17 protein-coding genes are annotated in these 20,998 nt (G+C 70.5%); 9 read left to right on the forward strand and 8 right to left on the reverse strand.

Features of this window, described 5'->3' with window-relative positions:
- From ACFU8V_RS03740 to ACFU8V_RS03760, 5 genes are all read right to left on the reverse strand, one after another.
- On the reverse strand, positions 1–879 hold the full coding sequence (locus ACFU8V_RS03740; protein WP_029989482.1) for a metallophosphoesterase: 879 nt from the start codon (positions 877–879) through the stop codon (positions 1–3).
- A 42-nt stretch (positions 880–921) separates the two neighbouring features.
- A complete protein-coding gene (locus tag ACFU8V_RS03745; protein WP_025104078.1) occupies positions 922–1,944 on the reverse strand; it encodes a LacI family DNA-binding transcriptional regulator in 1,023 nt (340 codons plus the stop codon).
- Complete coding sequence (locus ACFU8V_RS03750; protein ID WP_029989480.1) at positions 1,941–3,650, reverse strand: iron ABC transporter permease; 1,710 nt, start codon at positions 3,648–3,650, stop codon at positions 1,941–1,943. Before ACFU8V_RS03750 ends, ACFU8V_RS03745 begins: the two co-directional genes overlap by 4 nt.
- A 151-nt stretch (positions 3,651–3,801) precedes the next feature.
- A complete protein-coding gene (locus ACFU8V_RS03755) occupies positions 3,802–4,821 on the reverse strand; it encodes an ABC transporter ATP-binding protein (RefSeq protein ID WP_378869105.1) in 1,020 nt (339 codons plus the stop codon).
- Between the two features lie 35 nt (positions 4,822–4,856).
- Positions 4,857–5,930 carry an extracellular solute-binding protein gene (locus ACFU8V_RS03760; RefSeq protein ID WP_378869107.1) on the reverse strand — a complete coding sequence of 358 codons (1,074 nt, stop codon included), beginning with the start codon at positions 5,928–5,930 and terminating at the stop codon, positions 4,857–4,859.
- Positions 5,931–6,194: 264 nt separating this feature from the next.
- Between ACFU8V_RS03760 and ACFU8V_RS03765 the strand changes: the two genes are divergently transcribed.
- A complete protein-coding gene (locus ACFU8V_RS03765; protein WP_378869110.1) occupies positions 6,195–7,538 on the forward strand; it encodes a DUF222 domain-containing protein in 1,344 nt (447 codons plus the stop codon).
- 48 nt (positions 7,539–7,586) lie between these two features.
- Here ACFU8V_RS03765 and ACFU8V_RS03770 read toward each other — a convergent pair whose 3' ends face one another.
- From ACFU8V_RS03770 to ACFU8V_RS03780, 3 genes are all read right to left on the reverse strand, one after another.
- Positions 7,587–9,188 (reverse strand): glycosyltransferase family 2 protein, encoded by a 1,602-nt coding sequence (locus ACFU8V_RS03770; protein ID WP_378869113.1) that lies wholly within the window; start codon positions 9,186–9,188, stop codon positions 7,587–7,589.
- Between the two features lie 127 nt (positions 9,189–9,315).
- Positions 9,316–10,818, reverse strand: coding sequence for a DUF4127 family protein (locus ACFU8V_RS03775; protein WP_378869116.1), 1,503 nt, complete (start codon positions 10,816–10,818; stop codon positions 9,316–9,318).
- A gap of 40 nt (positions 10,819–10,858) precedes the next feature.
- The gene (locus ACFU8V_RS03780) at positions 10,859–11,575 is read right to left on the reverse strand and encodes a GntR family transcriptional regulator (RefSeq protein ID WP_126893708.1); all 717 of its coding nucleotides are present in this window, start codon (positions 11,573–11,575) and stop codon (positions 10,859–10,861) included.
- 127 nt (positions 11,576–11,702) lie between these two features.
- Here ACFU8V_RS03780 and ACFU8V_RS03785 point away from each other — a divergent pair, with 127 nt between their 5' ends.
- The 8 genes from ACFU8V_RS03785 (at position 11,703) to ACFU8V_RS03820 (ending at position 20,983) form a co-directional block, all read left to right on the forward strand.
- On the forward strand, positions 11,703–12,992 hold the full coding sequence (locus ACFU8V_RS03785; RefSeq protein ID WP_025104070.1) for an ABC transporter substrate-binding protein: 1,290 nt from the start codon (positions 11,703–11,705) through the stop codon (positions 12,990–12,992).
- Positions 12,993–13,002: 10 nt separating this feature from the next.
- Positions 13,003–13,971, forward strand: a complete 969-nt coding sequence (locus tag ACFU8V_RS03790) for a carbohydrate ABC transporter permease (RefSeq protein WP_174235376.1) — start codon at positions 13,003–13,005, stop codon at positions 13,969–13,971.
- Entirely contained in the window at positions 13,958–14,821 is an 864-nt protein-coding gene (locus ACFU8V_RS03795; protein WP_126893709.1) for a carbohydrate ABC transporter permease, read from the forward strand. The genes ACFU8V_RS03790 and ACFU8V_RS03795 overlap by 14 nt, the downstream gene beginning before the upstream one ends.
- Positions 14,818–15,501 carry a putative N-acetylmannosamine-6-phosphate 2-epimerase gene (locus ACFU8V_RS03800; RefSeq protein ID WP_249521228.1) on the forward strand — a complete coding sequence of 228 codons (684 nt, stop codon included), beginning with the start codon at positions 14,818–14,820 and terminating at the stop codon, positions 15,499–15,501. The genes ACFU8V_RS03795 and ACFU8V_RS03800 overlap by 4 nt, the downstream gene beginning before the upstream one ends.
- The gene (locus tag ACFU8V_RS03805; protein WP_378869123.1) at positions 15,498–16,409 is read left to right on the forward strand and encodes an ROK family protein; all 912 of its coding nucleotides are present in this window, start codon (positions 15,498–15,500) and stop codon (positions 16,407–16,409) included. Before ACFU8V_RS03800 ends, ACFU8V_RS03805 begins: the two co-directional genes overlap by 4 nt.
- Positions 16,410–16,480: 71 nt before the next feature.
- Positions 16,481–17,104 carry a PadR family transcriptional regulator gene (locus ACFU8V_RS03810; RefSeq protein ID WP_025104066.1) on the forward strand — a complete coding sequence of 208 codons (624 nt, stop codon included), beginning with the start codon at positions 16,481–16,483 and terminating at the stop codon, positions 17,102–17,104.
- A gap of 45 nt (positions 17,105–17,149) precedes the next feature.
- Positions 17,150–18,865, forward strand: a complete 1,716-nt coding sequence (locus tag ACFU8V_RS03815) for an AarF/ABC1/UbiB kinase family protein (protein ID WP_025104065.1) — start codon at positions 17,150–17,152, stop codon at positions 18,863–18,865.
- A gap of 156 nt (positions 18,866–19,021) precedes the next feature.
- Positions 19,022–20,983 carry a BCCT family transporter gene (locus ACFU8V_RS03820; protein WP_085604552.1) on the forward strand — a complete coding sequence of 654 codons (1,962 nt, stop codon included), beginning with the start codon at positions 19,022–19,024 and terminating at the stop codon, positions 20,981–20,983.
- Positions 20,984–20,998 lie beyond the last annotated feature (15 nt).

Raw genomic sequence — 20,998 nt, forward strand, 5'->3', positions numbered from 1 at the left:
TTAGTCCCGCCAGTCGATCCCGACGCCGGCGATCCGTCGTCCGGCCTCGTCGGCGGCGACCGGCTCCCCGACGTCCGCCCCGCGCTCGAGCGAGACGGCGGAGTGCACGATGGTGTCGGCGTACACGTGCACGAGGTTGTAGCCCTGTGCGGCGTCCTGTCCGCGGGTGGCGCCGACGGGCTGCGCGAGGTCCTGTCCGTACGCGCTCGACGAGGCCACGGCGACAGGGATCCCGGCGAAGGTGCCGAACGACGGATGGTGCACGTGCCCGGACAGGATGCCCCGCACGTCCGACCCCCGCAGCACCGCGGCCAGCGCGTCCTGATCCCGCAGCTCGACCGTCACGGCGAGGTCGAGCACCGTCGGCAGGGGCGGATGGTGGATGAGCAGCAGCGTGCCCTGCGGTGCCGCCGTCGACAGCTCTCCCTCCAGCCGATCCAGCTGCGACGACGGCACCTCCCCCCAATGCGCGCCGGGCACCGTCGAATCGACGACGATGACGCGCATCCCCCCGAACCACCGCACCTCGACGATCGGCTCATCACCCGCCCCCGCGAGTCCGAGCTCCGATCGCATGGCACGACGGTCGTCATGGTTGCCGGCCGCCCACACGACCTCGCAGCCGAGCGCGTCGGCGGCGGGCGTCACGAGCTCGCGCAGTCGCTGGTAGGAGGCGGCATCGCCCCGGTCCGTCAGGTCTCCCGTGAACAGCAGCGCGTCGGGACGGAGCCCCGAGGCGACGAGCCGGTCGAGCATCTCCGCCAGGTTCGCGTCGGCGTCGGCCCCGCTGCCGTACAGCGGCGACCGTTCACCGGGCAGGTGCGTGTCGGAGATGTGCACGAAGGTGTGCGACGGGCGAGGGTGTTCGGTGAGGATCATGTCTCTTCCTGGTCGGCGGACGGAGGCAGGTCGGGGCAGATGTCAGACGGCGGCGGCGGTGGAGCCCGGGACGAGCGTTCCCGTGAACGAGCGGCGTACGAGCGTCTCCGGCCCGTCCGCCGTGAGCAGCTGCTGCATGGTCTCGACGGCGGCCGCGGCCACCGCCTCCACGGGGATCCGCAGCGTGGTGAGCCCGAGCAGATCGGCGCCGGGCAGGATGCCGTCGCACCCGGTCACGCTCACGTCCCCCGGCACGCGGAGCCCGGCGGCGCGGGCGGCGCGCATCACGGCGAGCTGCCGGTAGTCCGAGGCGCACATGACGGCGGTCGCCCCGGCGCGCACGGCGGCGAGGGCCTCGTCGACGCCGTCCTCGGGACGCGCACCGGCGGAGATCATCGTCACGGCGACGCCCGCCGCGGTCAGCACCTCCTGCATCGCGAGCGCGCGGAGGTGCTCGGGGTACGAGGCCTCGGGGCTTCCGGCGAGCACGACGACGGTCCGGTGGACGAGCGCGACGATGTGCTCCGCGAGCAGACGTCCGTGCCCCTCGTCGTCGTAGTGGGCGGTGTGGATGCGGCCCGCCGACTCCACGCGCCCGGCACGCAGGATCGGCACCTGGTCCGCGAAGGGCTCGAGCTGCGCCGCGGAGATGCCGCCGGTGGCGACGATGAGTCCCGCGACGCGCATGCCGAGCAGCCGGTGCAGCGCATTCACCTGCTTGGCGCCCTGTTCGTCGGCGCCGATCGTGACGGTCACGAGGTCGAGGCCGCGCTGATGCGCCTCCTCCTGCAACCGGGAGAAGAGGAGACCGTACGCGGGGTTGCTCGCATCGCGAAGCATGAGGCCGACGGTGCCGGTGCGTCCGGCGGCGAGCTCCGCGGCCATCGTGTTGCGCACGTACCCGAGCCGCTCGGCCGCTTCCAGGATGCGCTCCTGCGTCTCCGGCGCGAACCGGCCCTCGCCCTTCAAGGCTCTGGTCGCCGTGGCTCGCGACACCCCGGCCGCCGCGGCGACGTCGCTGATCGTGACCCGCAGGGCGGGAGTCCCAGCATCCGCCCCGCTCATGCGCGCTGCTTCCGTCGGCGGGGCGCTCCGGCGCGCGATCCTCGTCCATACACGAGATACATGGTGACACCCATGATGATCATGAGCAGCACGGTGTAGACGAACGTGATGGGCATCGCGTCGAGGTTGTTCTCCCCGCGCGTGCTCTCCTGGATCGCGACGCCGAGCGGCTTGTACAGCGGGTGGTAGAGGAAGATCGCGGCGTCGTAGTCGTCGAGCAGGCTGTTGAAGTTCAGCGCCGTGATCGCGGCTGCGGTCGGCAGCACGAGGGGGATGAGCACGCGCCGGAACGTGGTCAGCGAGCGGGCGCCGAGGATGCGCGAGGCGTCTTCCAGGGAGTCCGGCACGGACGCGAACCCGGCCTTGAGCAGCCGCAGCGTGAACGGGATCTTCACGCAGATGTACGCGACGAGCAGCAGGACCGGCGTCCCCGTGAGCACGATGTTGCCCACGAGCGGCTGCGGCGCGTCGAACGCCATCACGAAGGCCAGCGCGATCAGCACGATCGGCAGGATCCACGGGATGTGCAGCACGTACTCGATGACCGTGGTGAGCAGGTTGCGGTGCTTCTGCATCATCCGCGCGACGAACAGCAGCCCGCCCACCACGATGACCGCGGCGAGGGCGCTGTAGACGACGCTCACGATGAACGGGCGGAGGGCCGCCGCGCTGGAGAACACGGTGATGTAGTTGTCGAGCGTGAAGCTGTCGAGCGTGATCGATCCGGCGAGGATGCTCCGCGCGTCCACGAACGAGAAGATCACGATGAGCACGACCGGGATGAGGTAGATCACCCAGAGCAGGTAGGCGACCACGTGCACGACCGCGTTCGCGAACGGGTTGCGGATGCGCTGCTTCTGGATCGGCGTCGCCACCTTCGCCACCGAGAAGTACACCCCCGATTTCTCGGCGCGGTTCATGATCGCGAGCAGGATGATGGTCGCGACGCCGAGGACGATCGCCAGCAGCGCCGCGATGTCGCGCGTGATCGGGCTGCGCGACAGGTCGATGATGAGGGGGGCGACGGTCTGGAAGTCCGGGCCGCCGAGCACGAGCGGCGCGGTCAGGGCCCCGAGACCGATGAGGAACGTCAGCACCGTGACGGCGAAGAGCATCGGCTTCATGACCGGCAGCACGATGCGGCGCAGGATCGTCCAGGTCGACGCGCCCATGAGCTTCGCCGCCTCGATCGACGCGTAGTCCACCTTGCCGAGCGACGAGGACAGGAACAGCATGTGGTTCGTCGTCGTCGCGAACGTCATCACGAACACGACCGCGAAGTAGCCGGAGAACCAGTCCCGGTTCATGTCCGGCCAGATGTTCACCATCAGATTCGTGATGAAGCCGAATTTCCCGTAGATGAAGTTGTAGCCGGCGGCGAGCACGATGCCGCCGTAGATCAGGGTCGTGGCGTAGCCGAGCCAGAGGAGCTTGGCGCCGCGCACCTGGAAGTACTGCGTCACCAGCACGATGAACACCCCGACGACGTTGACCGTGACGGACAGCGTGATCGCGAGGAGGAAGCTGTTGCCGAGCGTCTTCAGCGCGCGCTCGCTGCCGAGCAGCTTCTCGACGGCGCGGATGCTGAACTGGCCGTCCGGGAAGAAGGTCGCGGCGAGCAGCTCGGCGTTCGGCAGCACGAGGAAGGCGGCGGCGAACCAGATCACGACGATGCCGGTCACCCAGGCCAGCGGTGAGCGGAGCATCGCGCGCACGCTGCCGGGCCGTCCGCGGCGGAGGCGGGGCTTCGTCGCGGTGCCCGCCTCGGCGGCCTCGGTCGTCAGGGCGCCGGACGCGTCGGTCATGGCCGCGGACGGCGGCGGCACCGGGCGGGAGTCGTTCTGCGGAGCGCTCATGTCACGCCGCCGGGTACTGCAGGATCCACCGCGGGTCGACGTCGATGCGCACGGCGTCGCCGACGTCCCACCGGTGCGCGCTCGCCGCGGCCGGCACGCTCACCCGGAGCGTCGCATCGGCCGCCGACACCGTGTAGACGCTGTGGCTGCCGTGGTACGTGCGCTCCGCGACGGTGCCGTCGAGCGACGCCGTGCCACCGGCGGTGGCCGCGGACGGCGATGCCAGGTGCAGCTTCTCCGGCCGCACGTAGCTCTCGGCCGTGGCGTCGAGGCTCCCGCCGATCGCGACGAGCTGCGCGGGGGAGAGGCGGTTGTTCTCTCCGATGAACCGGCAGACGAAGGGGGTCGCGCTGCGGTCGTAGATCTCCTCGGGCGTGCCCACCTGCTGCAGCGTCCCGGCGTCGAGCACCGCGATGCGGTCGCTGAGGGTGAGCGCCTCCTCCTGGTCGTGCGTGACGTACACGGTGGTCACGCCGACCTCGTGCTGCAGCTCCTTGAGCTGTTCGCGCAGCTGCACGCGGAGCTTGGCGTCGAGGTTCGACAACGGCTCGTCGAGCAGCAGGATGCTGGGGGTGAGCGCGAGCGCTCGGGCGATGGCGACGCGCTGCTGCTGCCCGCCGGACAGCTCCGCCACGTTCTTCTCCAGCTGCGACGCGGCGAGCCCGGTGCGATCGGCGACCTCGTCCACGCGCCGCCGCTGCTCGGCCTTCGACACCTTCTGCACCGAGAGGCCGAACGCGATGTTCTCCCGCACGTTCATGCTCGGGAACAGCGCGTAGTTCTGGAACACCATGCCCACGCCGCGCTTCTCGCTCGGCACCCGGGTCACGTCGCGACCCGCGATGTGGATGCGACCGCCGGTGGGCTCGATGAACCCCGCGAGCGTGCGCAGGGCGGTGGTCTTGCCGCATCCGGACGGACCCAGGAGGGTGAAGAACTCACCCTCCTGGATCTCCAGATCGAGGTGCGAGACCGCACGGTGGTCGCCGAACACGACCTCGACGTCGTCGAAACGGATCATCGTCTTCTCTCTCTGCCGGTGCGGGACTGCGCGGGTCAGCCGATGTACTCGAGCGTGACCTTCTCGACCCAGGCGCCGAGGTTCTCGCTCACGAAACCGAAGTCGATGTCCTGACGGTCGAGCGTGCCCATGAGCTCGACGACCTCGGGGTTGGCCTTCTCGACAGCGCCCTCGTTCACCGGCATGGCGTTGAACTCCGCAGCGAACTCGCCCTGCACCTCGGCGCTGCCGAACCAGTCGATGAACTCCTGCGCCTTCTCCTCGTTGTCCGTGCCGTTGATCTGCGCGATCTGCTCGGTCACGTAGGGGACGCCGTACTCGGGCACGATCATGCCGGTGCTGGTGCCGTACTCCTCGTCGCGGGCGGAGATGCCGCTCGACGGCAGCACGCCGTAGTCCACCTCGTCGCGGGTGATGCGGGCGTAGAGGTCGGTGCCCTCCACGGCGGGGGAGCCGTTGGCGTAGTACGACTTCACCAGGTCCCAGCCCTCGTCGCTCACGCCGAGGTCGCCGTCCTCGTCGAGGTGACGGGTGAGCATGCTGGCGAGCACGAGCTGCGGGGTCGCCTGGCCGAGCGCGGGGTTGACCTCGTAGCGGCCGGCGAACGCCTCGTCGGTGTACAGGTCGTCGGGGTCGGTGGGCGCGTCGCTGATGCGGTTCTCGTCGTAGACCGTGACGATCGCCTGCTCCACGAGCGGCCAGAACGCGCCGTCCTTCGGGTCGCCGGCGTCCGCGGGCACCTCGCCGCTCCAGCTCGGCTCGTAGGCCGTGATGGCCTCTTCGGTCTTGAGCTGCTCGAAGAACATGTTGTTCAGGCCGAAGACCACGTCGCCGACGGGGTTGTTCTTCTCCGCGATGATGCGGTTCGTCAGGTCGGCGCCGCCGAGGCCCACGATCTCGATGTCGATGCCCGCGTCGGCCGCCTTCTCGGTGATCCACTCACCACGGCCGTCGCTGTTCGAGTTCGTGTAGACGATGAGGGTGTCCCCGGAGCCGCCGTCGCTGCCGCCCGCGTCTCCGTCGCCGCCCGCCGTGCATCCGGTGAGCGCGATCGCCGCCGCGGCCGTCGATCCGATGAGCGCCCAGCGCCTCTGCTGCCTGTCGGCCATGTTCGTCCCTTTCTCGCCTTCGAGGTGTGTCGATGCGACACTACCGGTTCTTGTGGTGAAGGCACAAAGATTGTCTGGTTTCGTGAGCGCGGTCGCGCGTCCGCACTCAAGATAGGCGCGCGGCGTGAACGCGAGGATGCGATGAGGTGAACGGGCGGGGGTCTGCGCCGGATCCGGACGCGAGATCCCTGTCGGTCGGGCGGAATGCCGGCATCCGTTAGAACAAATCTTCGAAAGTCGGGCCACTGGAAGATAAAATGAAGCATGTCGAAAATGTCCGGGTTGCGCGAGGCGATGGAGCGTCTCGACGAGGCGTGGGGCGCCGCGGGCGATGCGCCGGAGCTCTCCCGCGCGCAGCTCGTCGACGTCGCCGACGCGATCGGACTCCTGCGGCGCCGACTCGATGCACTGCACGTCGACGTGGCGGCTGGCATCGCCCGGGAGTCGCGCGCCGAGCTCGGGGCCGACAGCCTGGCGAAGCAACGCGGGTACCGCACGGCGGCGAAGCTCATCGCCGCGATGACAGGCATCTCGACGGGCGAGGCGCAGCGTCTGGTGAAGGTGGGAGAGGCGACCGCCCCGCGAAGCGACCTGCTCGGCGCGCCGCTGCCCGCACGGTACCCGCTCCTCCGGGAAGCGCTCGCGTCGGGTGCCCTCGGAGCGCCGGCGGCGGCACATCTCGTCGCGCTGCTGGATCGCTGCCGCGTGGCCGCCGGGGCGGAGCGCATCGCGGAGGCGGAGCGCGTGCTGACCGGTGCAGCCGAAGGGCTCGAGCTCGATGCGGTGCGCAAACTCGTCCTCCGCGCCGAAGCGTGGCTCGACCCCGACGGCGTGGCGCCGCGGGCGGAGGAGCAGCGCGCTCGGCGCGGACTGCGCATCTTCGAACGGGACGGCATGGTGCACCTGCACGCGCAGCTCGATGCCGAGACCGCGGCGCCGGTCGTCACCGCGATCCGCGGGCACGTGTCCGCCGTGTTCGCCGCGCGCCTCGATGCCCCTGACGCCGAGTCGCCGGACGCCGACCGGCGCTCGGTCGCGATGATCCAGGCCGATGCGCTGGCCCTCTTCTGCGGGCATGTGCTCGGGTGCGACGGTGATCGGGTGCCGCTCGCGGGGGCGACGGTGGTCGTGCGCGTGTCCCTCGACGATCTCCAGGCCGGCACCGGGTCGGCGACGATCGACGGGCTCGACCAGGTGATCGACATCGGCGCCGCGCGGCGGATGGCGGCCAGCGGCGGCGTCATCCCCTGCGTCCTCGGCGGGGCGAGCGAAGTGCTCGACTGGGGTCGCGAGAAGCGCCTCTTCACACGAGCCCAACGCCTGGCGCTCGCCGAGCGGGATGGCGGGTGCGCCATGTGCGGGCTCCCGCCGGGGATGACGAAGGCTCATCACCTCCGCTGGTGGCAGCGCGACCGAGGTCCGACCGATCTCTCGAACGGGATCCTGCTCTGCGAGACCTGTCACCACCGTATCCATGACAACGGGTGGGAGATCGTCATCGAGGGTTCCGGTGTGAGCGGCCGGCCGTGGTTTCTTCCGCCGCGGTGGGTCGACCCGGAGCGCACGCCGCGGCTGGGCGGACGGGCACGCTTCGATGTCGCGGCCTGAGTGCGGTGCGCAGGCACGCGAGTTCGGGCGCGGGGCGTTGTGGGGCTGTCAGCGGCGGAGGCGGGAGCGCACGCGTCGCGCGGTGCGTGCCAGGGCGTCACGCCAGGCGCCTCCGGGCCATTCCCGGTGCAGGCGCAGGCTGCCGTCGTCGTTCCGCACGAGTTCGACCCGCCGGCCCGCGAGAAGGGGCGAGCGGCCGAGGTGTGCGACCACGTCCGGGGCGGCCGTCAGTGGCGCCGTGAACACCCAGCCGGCCACGCGGACCGCGACCGACAGATCGGCGTCGCGCGCACCGTCCTCGCGGAACACCTTCATGGGGTCCACGGCGACGGGAACCGCGTCGAGGCGCTTCGGTCGGCGCCCGCCGACCTTGCGCTCCGAACCCGCGGTGGACTCCGCGGCCTGGCCCGGCTCCGGGGTGTCCTGCGCGACCACGTCGACCCGGTCGGCACGGCGCTCCTTGCGGGCGTTCAGCAGGCCCGAGGGAAGATCCTCCGTCGTCGACAGCGGGAGGGACAGCAGATGATCCGCCGAGCCGACCGTCTCGAACACGAAGGCCTCTTCGCCGTTCCGGCGCACGCGGACGCGCACGGTCAGCTGCAGCCCTCCCCGCGACCAGCGCGCCGAGGTCACGGCGGCGGTGCAGGTCGTCTCGGCCTCGAAGGCGGCGAAGGCGAGCAGGTCGTCGCGGCGGTCGGCGCGCAGCAGAGCGGCGCGGATGCGCTGCGGGAACGACAGCCCCGCGTCCACGCCGGGTCCGAAACGACGCTGCGTGAGCGGCACGACCACGTCCAGCAGACGGTCGCGGTACTCCGCCGGGTACTTCACCATCCGTCGCCCGGCGATCCTGTTGAGGATCTTGCCGCGGAACCAGTGCCGCAGCAGCCGATCCCGCACCTTCCCCGGTTCGGTGTTCGCCTCGACCACGTCGAGCACGGTCTCCAGATGCGGGAAGTACGACTCCGGCTCGATGCGGGCCGAGCTCGCGCTCCCCGGCTCCTTCACCCACGCATAGCAGGGCTCGCTCGCGAGCACCGAGATCGTATCGGCGGCGAAGTACGCCTGCATCACGAAGAGATGGTCTTCGAGCCGCACCTTCCCGTCAGGGAAGCGGATGCCGTTCTCCCGCAGGAAGGCGGCCCGGAACATCTTGTGCGGCGTCAGCATCTCCAGGATCGGGTCTTCCCCGAGCACCGCGTGCGGGATGTCGCGCTGGAAGATCTTGGCGGGCAGCTTGCGTCCGATGCCCACCTCCTTGCCGACCACGACATCGGAGCCGTTCTCGTCCGCGTAGTCGCACAGCCGCTCCAGCGCCCGCGGGTAGAGGCGGTCGTCCTGATCGACGAACTGCACGTACGTCCCTCTGGCCTCTTCGACACCCCGGTTGCGCGGAGTGCCGGGCCACCCGGAGTGCGGCAGCGACAGCACGCGCACATGCGGACGGTCCTTCGCGATGCTCTCGAGCCGCGCGGCCGTCTCCTCCCCGGAGCCGTCGTCGCAGAGCAGGACCTCGAAGGACCCCGCGGGCAGCGTCTGCGCGTCGAGCGAGGCGATGAGGTCGTCGAACGACGCCTTCGGCCGGAACACCGGCACCACCACGCTCACCCGCACGCGGCCCCCGGCCGCCTCGTCCCCGGTCGCACTGCTCATGGACGTCATCCCCCTGTGATCGTGACCGGCCCGAATCTCCCCCGCCGGAGATTCCAGCCAACCATCCCTTCCTGTGGAGCGCGCCAGGCTCGCGGCGGTCCCGGGTGTATGCCGCCGCCGTGGAGGATCAGTGCAGGGTGAGACCGATCTCGAACGAGCGCCGCCAGGGGAGGGTCAGCTCCGCGATCCGCACGTCCTCGGCGGGCAGCATCGACTCCAGGAGGGCCGTCAGCTCCGCACGGATGACGCGCTCGGCCGTCGCGACCTGCGCATCCTCGGCCATCGGGTAGATGTCGGGGAAGAGGGAGGGGCCCGCATCGGTGCGCACCACGGCCTGGTAGGCGAAATCGTCGAGCAGCCGCGTGAGCAGGGCGATCCGCGCGGCACGCTCGTCGAAGGAGCCGGTGGCCCGGCCCACCACTCCGGCGGCGGCCACCGCGACGACGCTGCCGAGCGTGTTCCCGGCGGTGTTCCACCCGCCGAAGGCCTCCAGGCGCCCGAGCAGTCCGGCCTCCGCCAGTGCGCGCACGAGCGCCTCGTCCGCGCCGTTCGGGTAGCGCACGTCGGCCAGGGCCACGTGCTCCCCGGCCTCCAGACGCTCCCGCACGAGTGCGACCGTCCCCGCGACGGCCTCGACGTCGACGACCTCCGGCCGCCCGCGGAACATGTCGTGCCGGTCGGGGTCCGGGGCGTGCAGCACGAGGGTGACGTCGCCTCCCGCGGCGACCTCCTCGGCCCCGGCCGCGCGGATCTGCCGGCTCGCCGACGCCGCCAGCGACATATTCTCGTACGGCGGGACGCGCTCCATGCCGGCGGCGTCCGCGCAGGCCACCGAGAACGAGGCGGTCACCCCGGCGTTCACCGCGAGGGCCCGGGCGACGAGCGCGGCCCCGACCTCGTCGGCCCCCGGGTACATCAGCACGCGCCGGCCCGACGGCAGCATCCGCATCCAGTGCCGGAGCCACACCTGCTCCGCGCTGCCCGCCGCGAAGGGGGCGGTGTCGTCGGCGGTGATCGCCAGGAAGTCGAGGGTCTCGTCCTCCACGAGGCCGAGCGTGGAGAGGTTCACGATGTGGTTGCGCAACCGCCGAGACGAGTAGTCGGAGACCACATCGGCCGGCACCGGGGTCAGCGCGTCGAGCGGCAGCACCTCGGTCTCGCCGAGCAGCCGGTGCGCGTCGCCGCCGAGCGCGTGGATCTCCTTGCCATGCTCCGTCCAGTAGGTCGGCTCCTCGGCCGCGGAGTAGGAGTTGCTCGCCCTGGTCACCAGCGACACCGCCGAGATCGGCAGGTCGGGCCGCATCCGCCGCACCTCGCGCAGCACGTCCAGGCGCGCCAGCACGTCGCGAGCGGTGTCGTGACTCGTGCGGCTCGCGATGAGTCCCCCGTAGAGCAGCATGTCCACCGACACCACCAGGTGCACGGTGGCCGGGTCCGCGGCACGCTCGCGCAGCCAGGCGCCCAGCCCGTCGGCATCGCCCGCGGTCCGGTAGGAGGGGAGGATCTCGGCGGGCGGAACGTCGAGGGTCACGCCCGCGACGCCCGCGACGTCTCCCGGGAGCTTGACGTTCACCGGACGGTCGTCGAGGGGCAGCAGCGCGATGCGCGGGCGGAGGATCGGGTCGGACACGAGGAGCCTTTCGTCGGTGAAGGGGGTCGCAGATCAGGGATCAGGGGCGGGCGATGGAGACGAGGTACGAGTAGCGGTCGCCGCGGTACACCGACTCGGCGTACTCGATCGGGCGGCTGCGGGCGTCGTAGGTCGTGCGCTTCACGAGGAAGGCGGGCGAGAACGGCGGCGTCTGCAGCGCGGCCGCCTGCTCCTCGTCGAGGACGACCGCGTGGATCTCCTGGTCGGCGCGCACGGCGGTGATGCCGAAACGGGTGCGCAGGTCGTCGTAGAGCGAGTCGCCCTCGATGCCGTCCTCCAGGCCCGGCACCGCGTCGGCCGCGATCGAGCACACCTCCAGGCAGATCGGGATGTCGTCGGCGGTCCGCACCCGGCGGATCCGGACGACGGGCGACTGCGGGCTGAGGTTCAAGGCGTATCCGGCGGTCTGCCCGGCCGCCGCGGTGCCCACGTCGACGGAGAGGGAGCCGGGCCTCATGTTGCGGGCGAGCATGTCCTCCGAGAACGAGGTCAGCTCGAACGCCTTGCTGATCCGCGAGGCGCTCACGAACGTGCCCGCTCCCTGCAGCCGGTACACGAGGCCGTCCCGTTCGAGCTCGTCGAGGGCGCGACGCACCGTCTGCCGATTCACCTCGAGCGACTCCGCGAGTTCGCGCTCCGTCGGCAGCTTCTCGTGGGGTGCGAGCCCCTGGTCGATGACCTTCTCCAGATGCCGCCGCACGCGTTCGTGCTTCGTGAGGCCCTCGATCGCCGCCATGGTTCCCCCTCGTTTGGACTAACCCAATCTTGACGATCACCCGGGATTGTGTCAATGTCTCCTCTCAGCGGTTCTTAATTGGTCTATTCCAATCCTTTGCACGGTCAACGATGAGCGGAGAATCCCCATGCACGTGAAGCACAACATGCGCCGACGCGTCCTGGTCGCCGGGGCGCTGGGCACGGCGACGATCGTCGCCCTGAGCGGCTGCGCCGGCGGCGGCGGCGACGCGGACGGCCCCACCGAGATCACGTTCTCGTACCTGTGGGGAGGCGAGGAGGCGAAGGCGCTGGAGGCGATCATCGCCGACTTCAACGCCAGTCAGGACGACATCGTCGTCACGGGCGTCTCCAGCCCTGACACCCAGAAGCAGCTCACGTCGATGTCGTCGTCGAACGGCTCCTTCGACATCTCCGACAACTTCGGCAACACCGTCGGCGCCTGGGCCTCGAAGGGCATCCTCGCGCCGCTCGACGAGGCGATCGCCGCCGAGGACATCGACGTCGACGACTTCGTCCCCAGCGCCATGGAGCAGATGACCTACGACGGCAAGATCTACTCGCTGCCGATCGCCATCCACAGTTTCCAGCTGCTCTACAACCCGCAGCTCCTGGAGGAGGCCGGGGTCACCCCGCCGACCACGATGGACGAGCTCGCCGCCGCCATCCCGAAGCTCACCAAGAAGGACGCGTCGGGCAAGATCACGCAGCTCGGACTCGGCTCGGCGAACGACAGCACCACCCTCACGACCCTCGGCTACGCCTTCGGCGGGAGCTGGGACGGCGAGGACGGCCCGACCCCCGCGGAAGACGGCAACCTCGAGGCCCTGCAGTGGTATCAGGACAACGTGATCGAGCCGGTCGGTGCCGACGCCATGGCCACGTTCGTGTCCGGACAGGGCGAGTACCTCTCCGCGCAGGACCCGTTCTTCAGCGGCCAGGTCGCCATGATCATCGACGGCGAGTGGCGGTCGGCCAGCGCCGCCAAGATCGCCCCCGACTTCGAGTGGGGCGTGACCGCGATCCCCGCCGCCTCGCCGGACCTGGAGAACAGCACGCAGGTCACCGCGAGCACCCTCTTCATCCCCGCGAACTCGAAGCACAAGGAGGAGGCGGCCACGTTCCTCGCCTACCTCGTGAGCGACGAGCCCATGGAGAAGTTCGCCGTCGCGCTCGGCAACCTCCCCGGCCGCTCCTCCCTCGCCGGCAGCGCTGCGTTCGACGAGCTGCAGGACTTCGGCGTCTGGGCGGAGGCCGCGTCGTCCCCGAACGCGAAGTCCCTGGCGAGCCGTCCGTACAGCGCCGAGTACGCGACCGACCTCGCGACCGCGTTCGACGAGGTCGTGCGACTGACCGCCACCCCGGAGGAGGCGATCGCGACCGTCGAGGAGCGCATGGCCTCCTACGCCTCGAAGTGAGCCGGTCCTCGTGACCACGGCAACAGCACCCCGGGTCCGGCAGGAGAACGCTCCTGCCGGACCCGGCGCTCCCGTCCGGCGGCGCCGCAGCCGCCGGACCACGCTGATCGGCCTGGCTTTCGCGTCGCCGTTCATCGTCGGCTTCCTGTTCCTGTTCGCCTATCCGATCGCGGCGTCGGCGTACTACAGCTTCACCGACTTCAACCTGTTCCAGTCGCCGGAGTGGGTGGGGCTGGACAACTACACCCAGATGTTCGCCGACGGGGTGTTCTGGAAGTCGCTCGCCAACACGGCCGTGCTCACCGTGTTCGGCGTGCCGCTCGCGATCGGCATCGCGCTCGCCGGCGCGCACCTGCTGAACACACCCGTGCGGGGCCAGCCGCTCTACCGCGCGCTCGTCTACCTGCCCTCGATCGTGCCGGTCGTCGTCGGCGGCTACCTGTGGCGCTGGCTGCTGAACGCCCAGTACGGCTTCATCAACCACTTCCTGTCGTGGTTCGGCATCGAGGGGCCGGCCTGGCTGCAGCAGCCGGAGTGGACGAAGCCCGCCATCATCCTCATGTCGCTGTGGACCGTCGGCGGCACCATGATCATCTACCTCGCCGCCCTGCAGGAGGTGCCGAAGGAGTTGTACGAGGCGGCCGAGCTCGACGGCGCGGGGGCGTGGCGCCGCTTCACGAACGTCACCTGGCCCACGGTCTCCCCTGTGACCCTGTTCCAGGTGATCGTGAGCATCATCGGGTTCCTGCAGATCTTCACGCAGCCCTACATCCTGTCGCAGGAGCGCCTCAACCAGGCGGGCTCGGGGCCGGGGCAGTCGATGCTGTCCTACGCGATGTACCTGTACCAGAACGCCTTCGTGTTCCTGAAGATGGGCTACGCCTCCGCCATGGCGTGGACGCTGTTCATCATCACGCTCGTCGTGAGCCTCATCGTGCTCGCGACCTCGAGGAAGTGGGTCCACGATGGCGCACGCTGACATCTCCGCTCCGGTGCGCCCCCGTCGCACCCGGCGCACGCTCCGCCGCGTCCGGCAGCAGATCGCGGTGACGCTGCTTGCGCTGCTGTTCCTGTTCCCACTGCTGGTGATGCTGTCGACCGCGTTCAAGACGCCCGGCGACGTGTTCTCCTCGCCGCCCACCCTGCTGCCCGCCGAGTGGACGACGGCCAACTTCGCCGAGGCGTTCGCGCAGATCCCGGTGTGGCGCTACCTCGCCAACACGCTCTTCGTCTCCGGCATGAGCATCCTCGGCACGGTCATCTCGTGTCCGCTCGTCGCCTACGCGCTGGCGAAGGTGAAGTGGCGCGGCGCCCGACCGCTCCTGATCCTCGTGCTCGCCACGATGATGCTGCCGCCGCAGGTCACGCTGATCCCGCTGTTCCTCGTGTGGAACGGGCTGGAGGCGACGAACACCTATCTCCCGCTCATCGTCCCCGCGTTCCTGGGCACGCCGTTCTTCATCTTCATGATCCGGCAGTTCCTCCTCGCGGTGCCGGACGAGCTCATCGAGGCCGCCCGTCTGGACGGTGCCTCCGAGTTCCGCACCTACGCGACGATCGTCCTGCCCCTGGCGCGCCCGGCCATCGTGACCGCCGCGATCTTCCAGTTCGTCTGGGCGTGGACCGACTTCCTCAATCCCCTCATCTACCTCAACGACCAGTCGACGTACACGCTGTCCATCGGTCTGTACGCCTTCTTCGGGGAGAACGACGTGGCCTGGGGGCCGCTCATGGCCGCGTGCGTGATGTTCACCCTCCCGGCCGTGGCGATCTTCCTCCTCGGACAGAAGTTCTTCATCGGCGGTGCCAGTGCAGGAGCCCTCAAGTGACCCATGAATCCCTCGCCCTCCTCCGCGGCCGGCTCGTCGCCTCGGTTCAGGCCTCCGCGGGAGCCCCCGCGAGAGACACCCACGTCATCGGCGCGCTCGCCGAGTCGGCACTGCTCGGCGGCGCGAGCGGCCTGCGGCTCAACGGGCCGGAGGACATCCGTCGGGTGCGACCGGTGACCGATGCGCCGATCATCGGGCTCCACAAGGTCTGGAACGGCGTCCGCAACGTCATCACCCCGAAACGCGCGCTCGCCGCGGGGCTGGCGGAGGCCGGTGCCGACATCATCGCGGTGGACGCCACGACGGAGCAGCTCGGCACGGACTTCCGGCTCATCGGGGAGATCGCCGCGGCGACGGGGCGGCCCGTGATGGCCGACGTGTCGACGGTCGCGGAGGGCGAGCGCGCGTGGGCGGCGGGGGCGGCGGTCGTCGGCACGACCCTGTCCGGCTACACCCCGCACTCTCCGCGACAGGACGACCCGGACCTCGACCTCGTGGCCGCGCTCGTCGCTGCGGGGATCCCGACCATCGCCGAGGGGCGCTACCAGACCCCTGCGCAGGTGCGCGCGGCCTTCGACGCCGGGGCCTTCGCGGTCGTCGTCGGCGGAGCGATCACCGATCCGATCGCCCTCACGCGTCGATTCGTCGCGGTGACGCCGGCCGCCCGGGAGCGGGTGTGATCGTCGGGATCGACATCGGCGGCACGAAGATCGCCGTCGCGGGGTTCCGTGCGGAGCCGGGCGGGGCGCGCCGTCGCGCCACGGCCGTGCACACCCTGTCGACGCCGGCCCGGGAGGGCGGCGAGGCCATCGTGCGGGCGGTCGTCGATGCGATCGATGTGATCCGCGGCGGGGAGCCGCTCGCGGCGGTCGGCGTGGGCACCGCGGGCGTGGTCGATCAGGACGGCGGCATCACCTCCGCGACCGATGCGATCAGCGGCTGGGCGGGCTTCCCGCTGCGTGCGGCGCTCGTCCGAGCCCTCGATGCCCCGGTGGCGGTCGTCAACGACGTGCACGCGGCGGCGGTCGCGGAGGCCACGGCAGGGGCGGGTCGGGGAGCGCGTGGTCTGCTGATGGTCACGATCGGCACCGGCATCGGGGGAGCCGTCGTCCTCCCGGACGGTCTTCGCGCGGGCGCGACAGGCACGGCGGGATCGGTCGGGCACACCGAGCTCGCCCTCCCGCCAGGACTGGCCGGTCGTCGATGCGGCTGCGGAAGGGTCGGGCACGTCGAGGCCGTGGCCTCCGGTCCGGCGCTGGAGCAGACGTACCGCGAGCGCACCGGCATGGCGCGCACGCTGCGGGAGGTGGACGCGGCCGCTCGTGCCGGGGATGCGGTCGCCGAGGAGGTGATCGCGGAGGGGGCGGCGTTCCTCGGTCGCGCGCTCGCCGGGGCGCAGGCGCTCCTGGACGTCGAGGTCGTCGCCGTCGGCGGCGGCGTGGCGGCCATCGGGGAGCGGTATCTCGCCGAGGTCGCCCGCGCCTACCGCGCGGCGGCGATGCCGGGGCCGTCGACAGCCCGGGTGCGATCGGCGGAGCTCGGGGTCGATGCGACCGTCACCGGGGCCGCGGTGCTGGCGCCGGCCTGAGTCCGGATTCCCACCCCGCATTCAGCGTTAACGATATATCGTTGAGTATCGTTCACGACTGGGAGGTCATCATGAACAACGCATTCCCCTCCACCCCGTTCGGCGGCAGCGGCAACGGCAGTAACGGCGGCGACTTCGCCGGCGGCCTCGGCAACCTCTTCGGGGGCTCGCAGGGTCCGGCCGGAGCGCTGTTCGAGGCGATGGACCAGCTCCGCAAGTCGTTCGAGTCGCGTCCCTCCGGCGGGTCGCGCATGGCCCGCGGCGATGTGCGCGCCGCCGTCCTCTCGCTCCTCACCGAGCGACCGATGCATGGCTACCAGATCATCAACGAGATCGCCGAGCGCAGCGGCGGCACCTGGAAGCCGAGCGCAGGTTCCGTCTACCCGACGCTCCAGCTCCTCGCCGACGAGGGTCTGATCGAGGCCGAGGAGCAGAACGGTCGCAAGACCTACGCCCTCACGGAGGCCGGCCGGGCCGTCGCCGCGGAGAGCACCGAGACCCCGCCGTGGGTGCCGTCCTCCGACAAGGACCGCAGCCGCGACGCCCGGTACAGCGCTCTGCCCAAGGCCGGGGTCGACCTCGCCGCCGCGGCCGCACAGGTCGGGCGCAGCGGCTCCGCGGAGCAGGTGCAGCAGGCCATCGAGGTGCTCGACGAGGCCCGCCGTAGGCTGTACACGATCCTCGCCCAGGACTGACCGCGTCGTGCGGCGTCCGGCGCGGAACGGCGGAAGGATGACGCGATGACGGCAGCGGCGGCACAGGGTCCTCACCGAGCCCGGTACCGCCGCATCCTGTCGTTCGCGAGCCGTGAGTTCCTGAAGATCTGGTGGTTCGAGCTCGTCCTTCCGCGGTTCGGGCTGTCTTCCATCGCGGAGCGCACGCGCGCCCGCCGCATGCAGCGGTTCGCGCGGCGGTTCCATACGCTCGCGGTCGAACTCGGCGGGCTCATGATCAAGGTCGGGCAGTTCATGTCCTCGCGCCTCGATGTGCTCCCGCCCGAGATCACGGCCGAGCTGGAGGGGCTGCAGGACGAGGTCCCCGCCGTGCCCACCCCGCAGATCCGGGCGCTCGCGGAGGCCGAGCTGGGCATGCCGCTCGAGCGGGTGTACGCCTGGTTCGACGACACCCCCGTCGCGGCCGCGTCCCTCGGCCAGGTGCACCGTGCCCGGCTGTCGGCGCTCGACGCGGAGGACACCGGGCTGGACGAGGTCGTGGTCAAGGTGCAGCGCCCGGGCATCGACGAGATCGTCGCGGTCGACCTCGCCGCCCTCCGCCGGGTCGCGCGGTGGCTCACCCGGGTCCGGATCGTGGCCGACCGCGTGGACGCCCCCGCCCTAGTGGAGGAGTTCGCCGTCACGAGCATGGAGGAGATCGACTACCTCCACGAGGCCCGCAGCGCCGAGCGGTTCCGCGAGAACTTCGCCGACGACCCGCGCGTCGCCGCCCCCGAGATCGTCTGGGAGCGCACGACCCGCCGGGTGCTCACGCTGTCCGATGTGACGGCGATCAAGATCAACGACACCGCGGCGCTCCGGGCGGCCGGCATCGACCCCTCCGCGGTCGCCGACGCTTTCGCCGAGGTCATGTTCGACCAGGTCTTCACGCACCGGTTCGTGCACGCCGACCCGCACCCCGGCAACATCTTCGTCACGCCGGTCCCTTCGACGAGCTCAGGGACCCAGGGCGGCTCAGGGACCCCGGGCGGCTTCCGGCTGACGTTCATCGACTTCGGCATGATGGCCGAGGTCTCCGACAACCTCCGGCAGGGACTTCGGACCCTCCTCATCGCGGTGACCGCGCGGGACAGTCGCGGCCTCGTCCGTGCGGCGAAGGAGATCGGCGTACTCCTCCCCACGGCCGACACCGGCGAGCTGGAGCGGGCGCTGACCACCCTCTTCGCGCGCTTCGGCGGGATGGGGTTCGCGGAGCTGAGCCGGGTCGACCCGCGGGAGTTCACCGACTTCGCCGAGGAGTTCGGCGACATGGTGCGGCGCCTTCCGCTGCAGCTCCCCGAGGACATGCTGCTCCTCATCCGGGCCGTGTCCCTCACCTCCGGCATGTGCAGCGGCCTCGATCCCGCGTTCAACGTGTGGGACGCGGCCGAGCCGTATGCCGCGCGGCTGCTCCGCGACGAGTCCGGCACCCTCATGCAGGACATGGCGCAGCAGGCGATGGCGAACGCGGCCACGACCTGGCGGCTCCCGAAGCGCATCGACGACATCATCACCCGCGTCGACGACGGCAACGTCTCCTTCGACACCTCGCGTCTGGAGCGCCGCCTCGACCGGCTGGAGGGTATCGCGCGGCGGATCGCCTCCGGGGTCCTGTTCGCGGCGATGCTCATCGGCGGGGCGCTGCTCGTCGGTCCGCTCCCGCCGCTGGGCATCACCCTCCTGTGGGTCTCGGTGCTCCCGCTCCTCGGCGCCCTCTTCCTGGGTCGCCGCCGCCCCCGCTGACCCCCGCCAGGCCCAGACCCGCCCGGCGGTCCCGCCCAGGCCCCGCCCCAACACCCCCGCCGGAACAGGCGATCGCGCGGAACCAGGCGCTCCCAACCAGGAGTGCCTGATCTCCCGCGTACGCCTGAGCCCGCACAGGTGGAAAGATGGTCTCTCATGGACACGCCTGACGAGAAGCCCACCGAACGCTCCGCAGGATCCCCGACCCGTCCGCGCACCGACGCCGTCGTGACCGGGACGCACCGCCAGGCGGCGAAGGCCTCCGAGACCGCGCGCAAGATCGTCCGCGACATCACGACGGTCCCGCCGCGCAGCGTGCACCCGGCGCTGGTTCCCGGGGTGTCGGTGGAGGAGACGGGGCGCACCTACCGCACCGACCCGCTCGTGTTCGGCGTCGCCGCCGCGTTCGCCCTCGCCTTCATCGCGTGGGGCGTGTTCGCGGGGGACAACCTCGCCGGCACCACGAGCACCGTGCTCGCCTGGGTCGTGGAGTACTTCGGCTTTTTCTTCACGACCATCGCAACGATCATCCTCGTGTTCATGCTGTTCGTCGGCTTCAGTAAGTACGGGCGCATCCCGCTCGGCCGCGACGACGAAGAGCCCGAGTTCTCGATGTTCTCGTGGATCTCCATGCTCTTCGCGGCGGGCATGGGCATCGGCCTGGTGTTCTGGGGCGCGGCCGAGCCGCTGACCTTCTTCGAGAATCCGCCGCCCGGCACCGTCGAGGCGAACACCCTCGAGGCCATGCACACCGCGCAGACGCAGGTGCTCTACCACTGGGGCCCGCAGGCCTGGGCGTTCTACGCGCTCGTCGGTGGAGCCATCGCCTACGGCGCCTACCGCCGCGGCCGCACGCCGCTGATCTCGTCGATCTTCGCCCCGCTGCTCGGCGAGAACCGCACGACGGGCCCGGTCGGCCGCACGATCGACATCTTCTCCATCATCGTGACGCTGTTCGGCACGGCTGCCTCGCTGGGGCTCGGTGCGCTGCAGATCGGCCACGGCGTCGAGATCGTCAGCGGAGCCGGACCCCTCGGCAACGGCATCCTCATCGCGGTCATCGCGGTGCTCACGGCCTGCTTCATCGCGTCCGCCGTGTCGGGCGTCTCCAAGGGCATCCGGGCGCTGTCGAACATCAACGCCGTGGTCGCCATCCTGCTGGCGTTCTTCGTGTTCTTCGTCGGCCCGACGCTGCTCATCCTCAACGTGATCCCGTCGGTGGCCGTGCAGTTCCTCGGCGATCTGCCGACCATGATCGGCCGCTCCGCCTCGCAGGGTGAGGCCGCGCAGGCCTTCCTGTCGAGCTGGACGATCTTCTACTGGGCGTGGTGGATCTCCTGGTCGCCCTTCGTCGGCATGTTCATCGCGAAGATCTCGCGCGGCCGCACGCTCCGTCAGTTCGTGTCGGTCGTCATCGTCGTGCCCTCCGCGATCTCGCTCGTGTGGTTCGCGATCTTCGGCACGACGGCCATCCAGCAGCAGATGGACGGCGCAGGCCTCGTCGTCGACCCGCCGGAGGAGGTGCTGTTCGGGGTGCTGGAGAACCTGCCGTTCCCGCTCGTGACCAGCATCATCCTGATCATCCTCATCGCGATCTTCTTCATCACGGGTGCCGACTCCGCCTCGCTCGTCATGGGCACGCTTTCGCAGCAGGGCCGCCCGGAGCCGTCACGCTGGGTCGCCGTCGTCTGGGGCGTGCTGGTCGGTGTGATCGCCGCCGTGCTGCTCGTCAGCGGCGCCGAGGGGAGCGGGCTGCAGTCGCTGCAGAACGCGACGATCATCGCGGCGCTGCCGTTCGCGATCATCATGACGTTCATGATGATCGCGTTCATGAAGGATCTGCGGCGCGATCCCCTGATCCTCCGCGACCGGTATGCCCGCGCCGCCGTCCGCCACAGCGTCATGGCCGGCCTCGAGGAGTACGGCGACGACTTCGCGCTCGTGCCCGTCGAGTACGACCACTCGGAGGACGACCTCGCCTGGATCGACGAGGACACCGTCGACGACACCCTCGCCGAGGTGTACGAGGCCGCGACCGAGGCGATCGACATCATCCCGCCGGCCGAGGTGGACGCCGCCGTCGATGCGGCGATGGACGCCCCTGCCGACAAGGACTGAACGCGAGAGCTCAGG

It is taken from the genome of Microbacterium sp. NPDC057658 (genome assembly GCF_042799975.1).
In the GTDB taxonomy this organism is placed as follows: Bacteria; Actinomycetota; Actinomycetes; order Actinomycetales; family Microbacteriaceae; genus Microbacterium.

Bases quoted from the DNA above. Each gene is read 5' to 3' on its own strand.
- ACFU8V_RS03740 (WP_029989482.1), bottom strand. From the start codon at position 879: ATGATCCTCACCGAACACCCTCGCCCGTCGCACACCTTCGTGCACATC.
- ACFU8V_RS03760 (WP_378869107.1), bottom strand. From the start codon at position 5,930: ATGGCCGACAGGCAGCAGAGGCGCTGGGCGCTCATCGGATCGACGGCC.
- ACFU8V_RS03780 (WP_126893708.1), bottom strand. From the start codon at position 11,575: ATGGCGGCGATCGAGGGCCTCACGAAGCACGAACGCGTGCGGCGGCAT.
- ACFU8V_RS03820 (WP_085604552.1), top strand. From the start codon at position 19,022: ATGGACACGCCTGACGAGAAGCCCACCGAACGCTCCGCAGGATCCCCG.
- ACFU8V_RS03795 (WP_126893709.1), top strand. From the start codon at position 13,958: ATGGCGCACGCTGACATCTCCGCTCCGGTGCGCCCCCGTCGCACCCGG.
- ACFU8V_RS03785 (WP_025104070.1), top strand. From the start codon at position 11,703: ATGCACGTGAAGCACAACATGCGCCGACGCGTCCTGGTCGCCGGGGCG.
- ACFU8V_RS03765 (WP_378869110.1), top strand. From the start codon at position 6,195: ATGTCGAAAATGTCCGGGTTGCGCGAGGCGATGGAGCGTCTCGACGAG.
- ACFU8V_RS03810 (WP_025104066.1), top strand. From the start codon at position 16,481: ATGAACAACGCATTCCCCTCCACCCCGTTCGGCGGCAGCGGCAACGGC.
- ACFU8V_RS03755 (WP_378869105.1), bottom strand. From the start codon at position 4,821: ATGATCCGTTTCGACGACGTCGAGGTCGTGTTCGGCGACCACCGTGCG.
- ACFU8V_RS03750 (WP_029989480.1), bottom strand. From the start codon at position 3,650: ATGCTCCGCTCACCGCTGGCCTGGGTGACCGGCATCGTCGTGATCTGG.
- ACFU8V_RS03815 (WP_025104065.1), top strand. From the start codon at position 17,150: ATGACGGCAGCGGCGGCACAGGGTCCTCACCGAGCCCGGTACCGCCGC.
- ACFU8V_RS03745 (WP_025104078.1), bottom strand. From the start codon at position 1,944: ATGAGCGGGGCGGATGCTGGGACTCCCGCCCTGCGGGTCACGATCAGC.
- ACFU8V_RS03770 (WP_378869113.1), bottom strand. From the start codon at position 9,188: ATGAGCAGTGCGACCGGGGACGAGGCGGCCGGGGGCCGCGTGCGGGTG.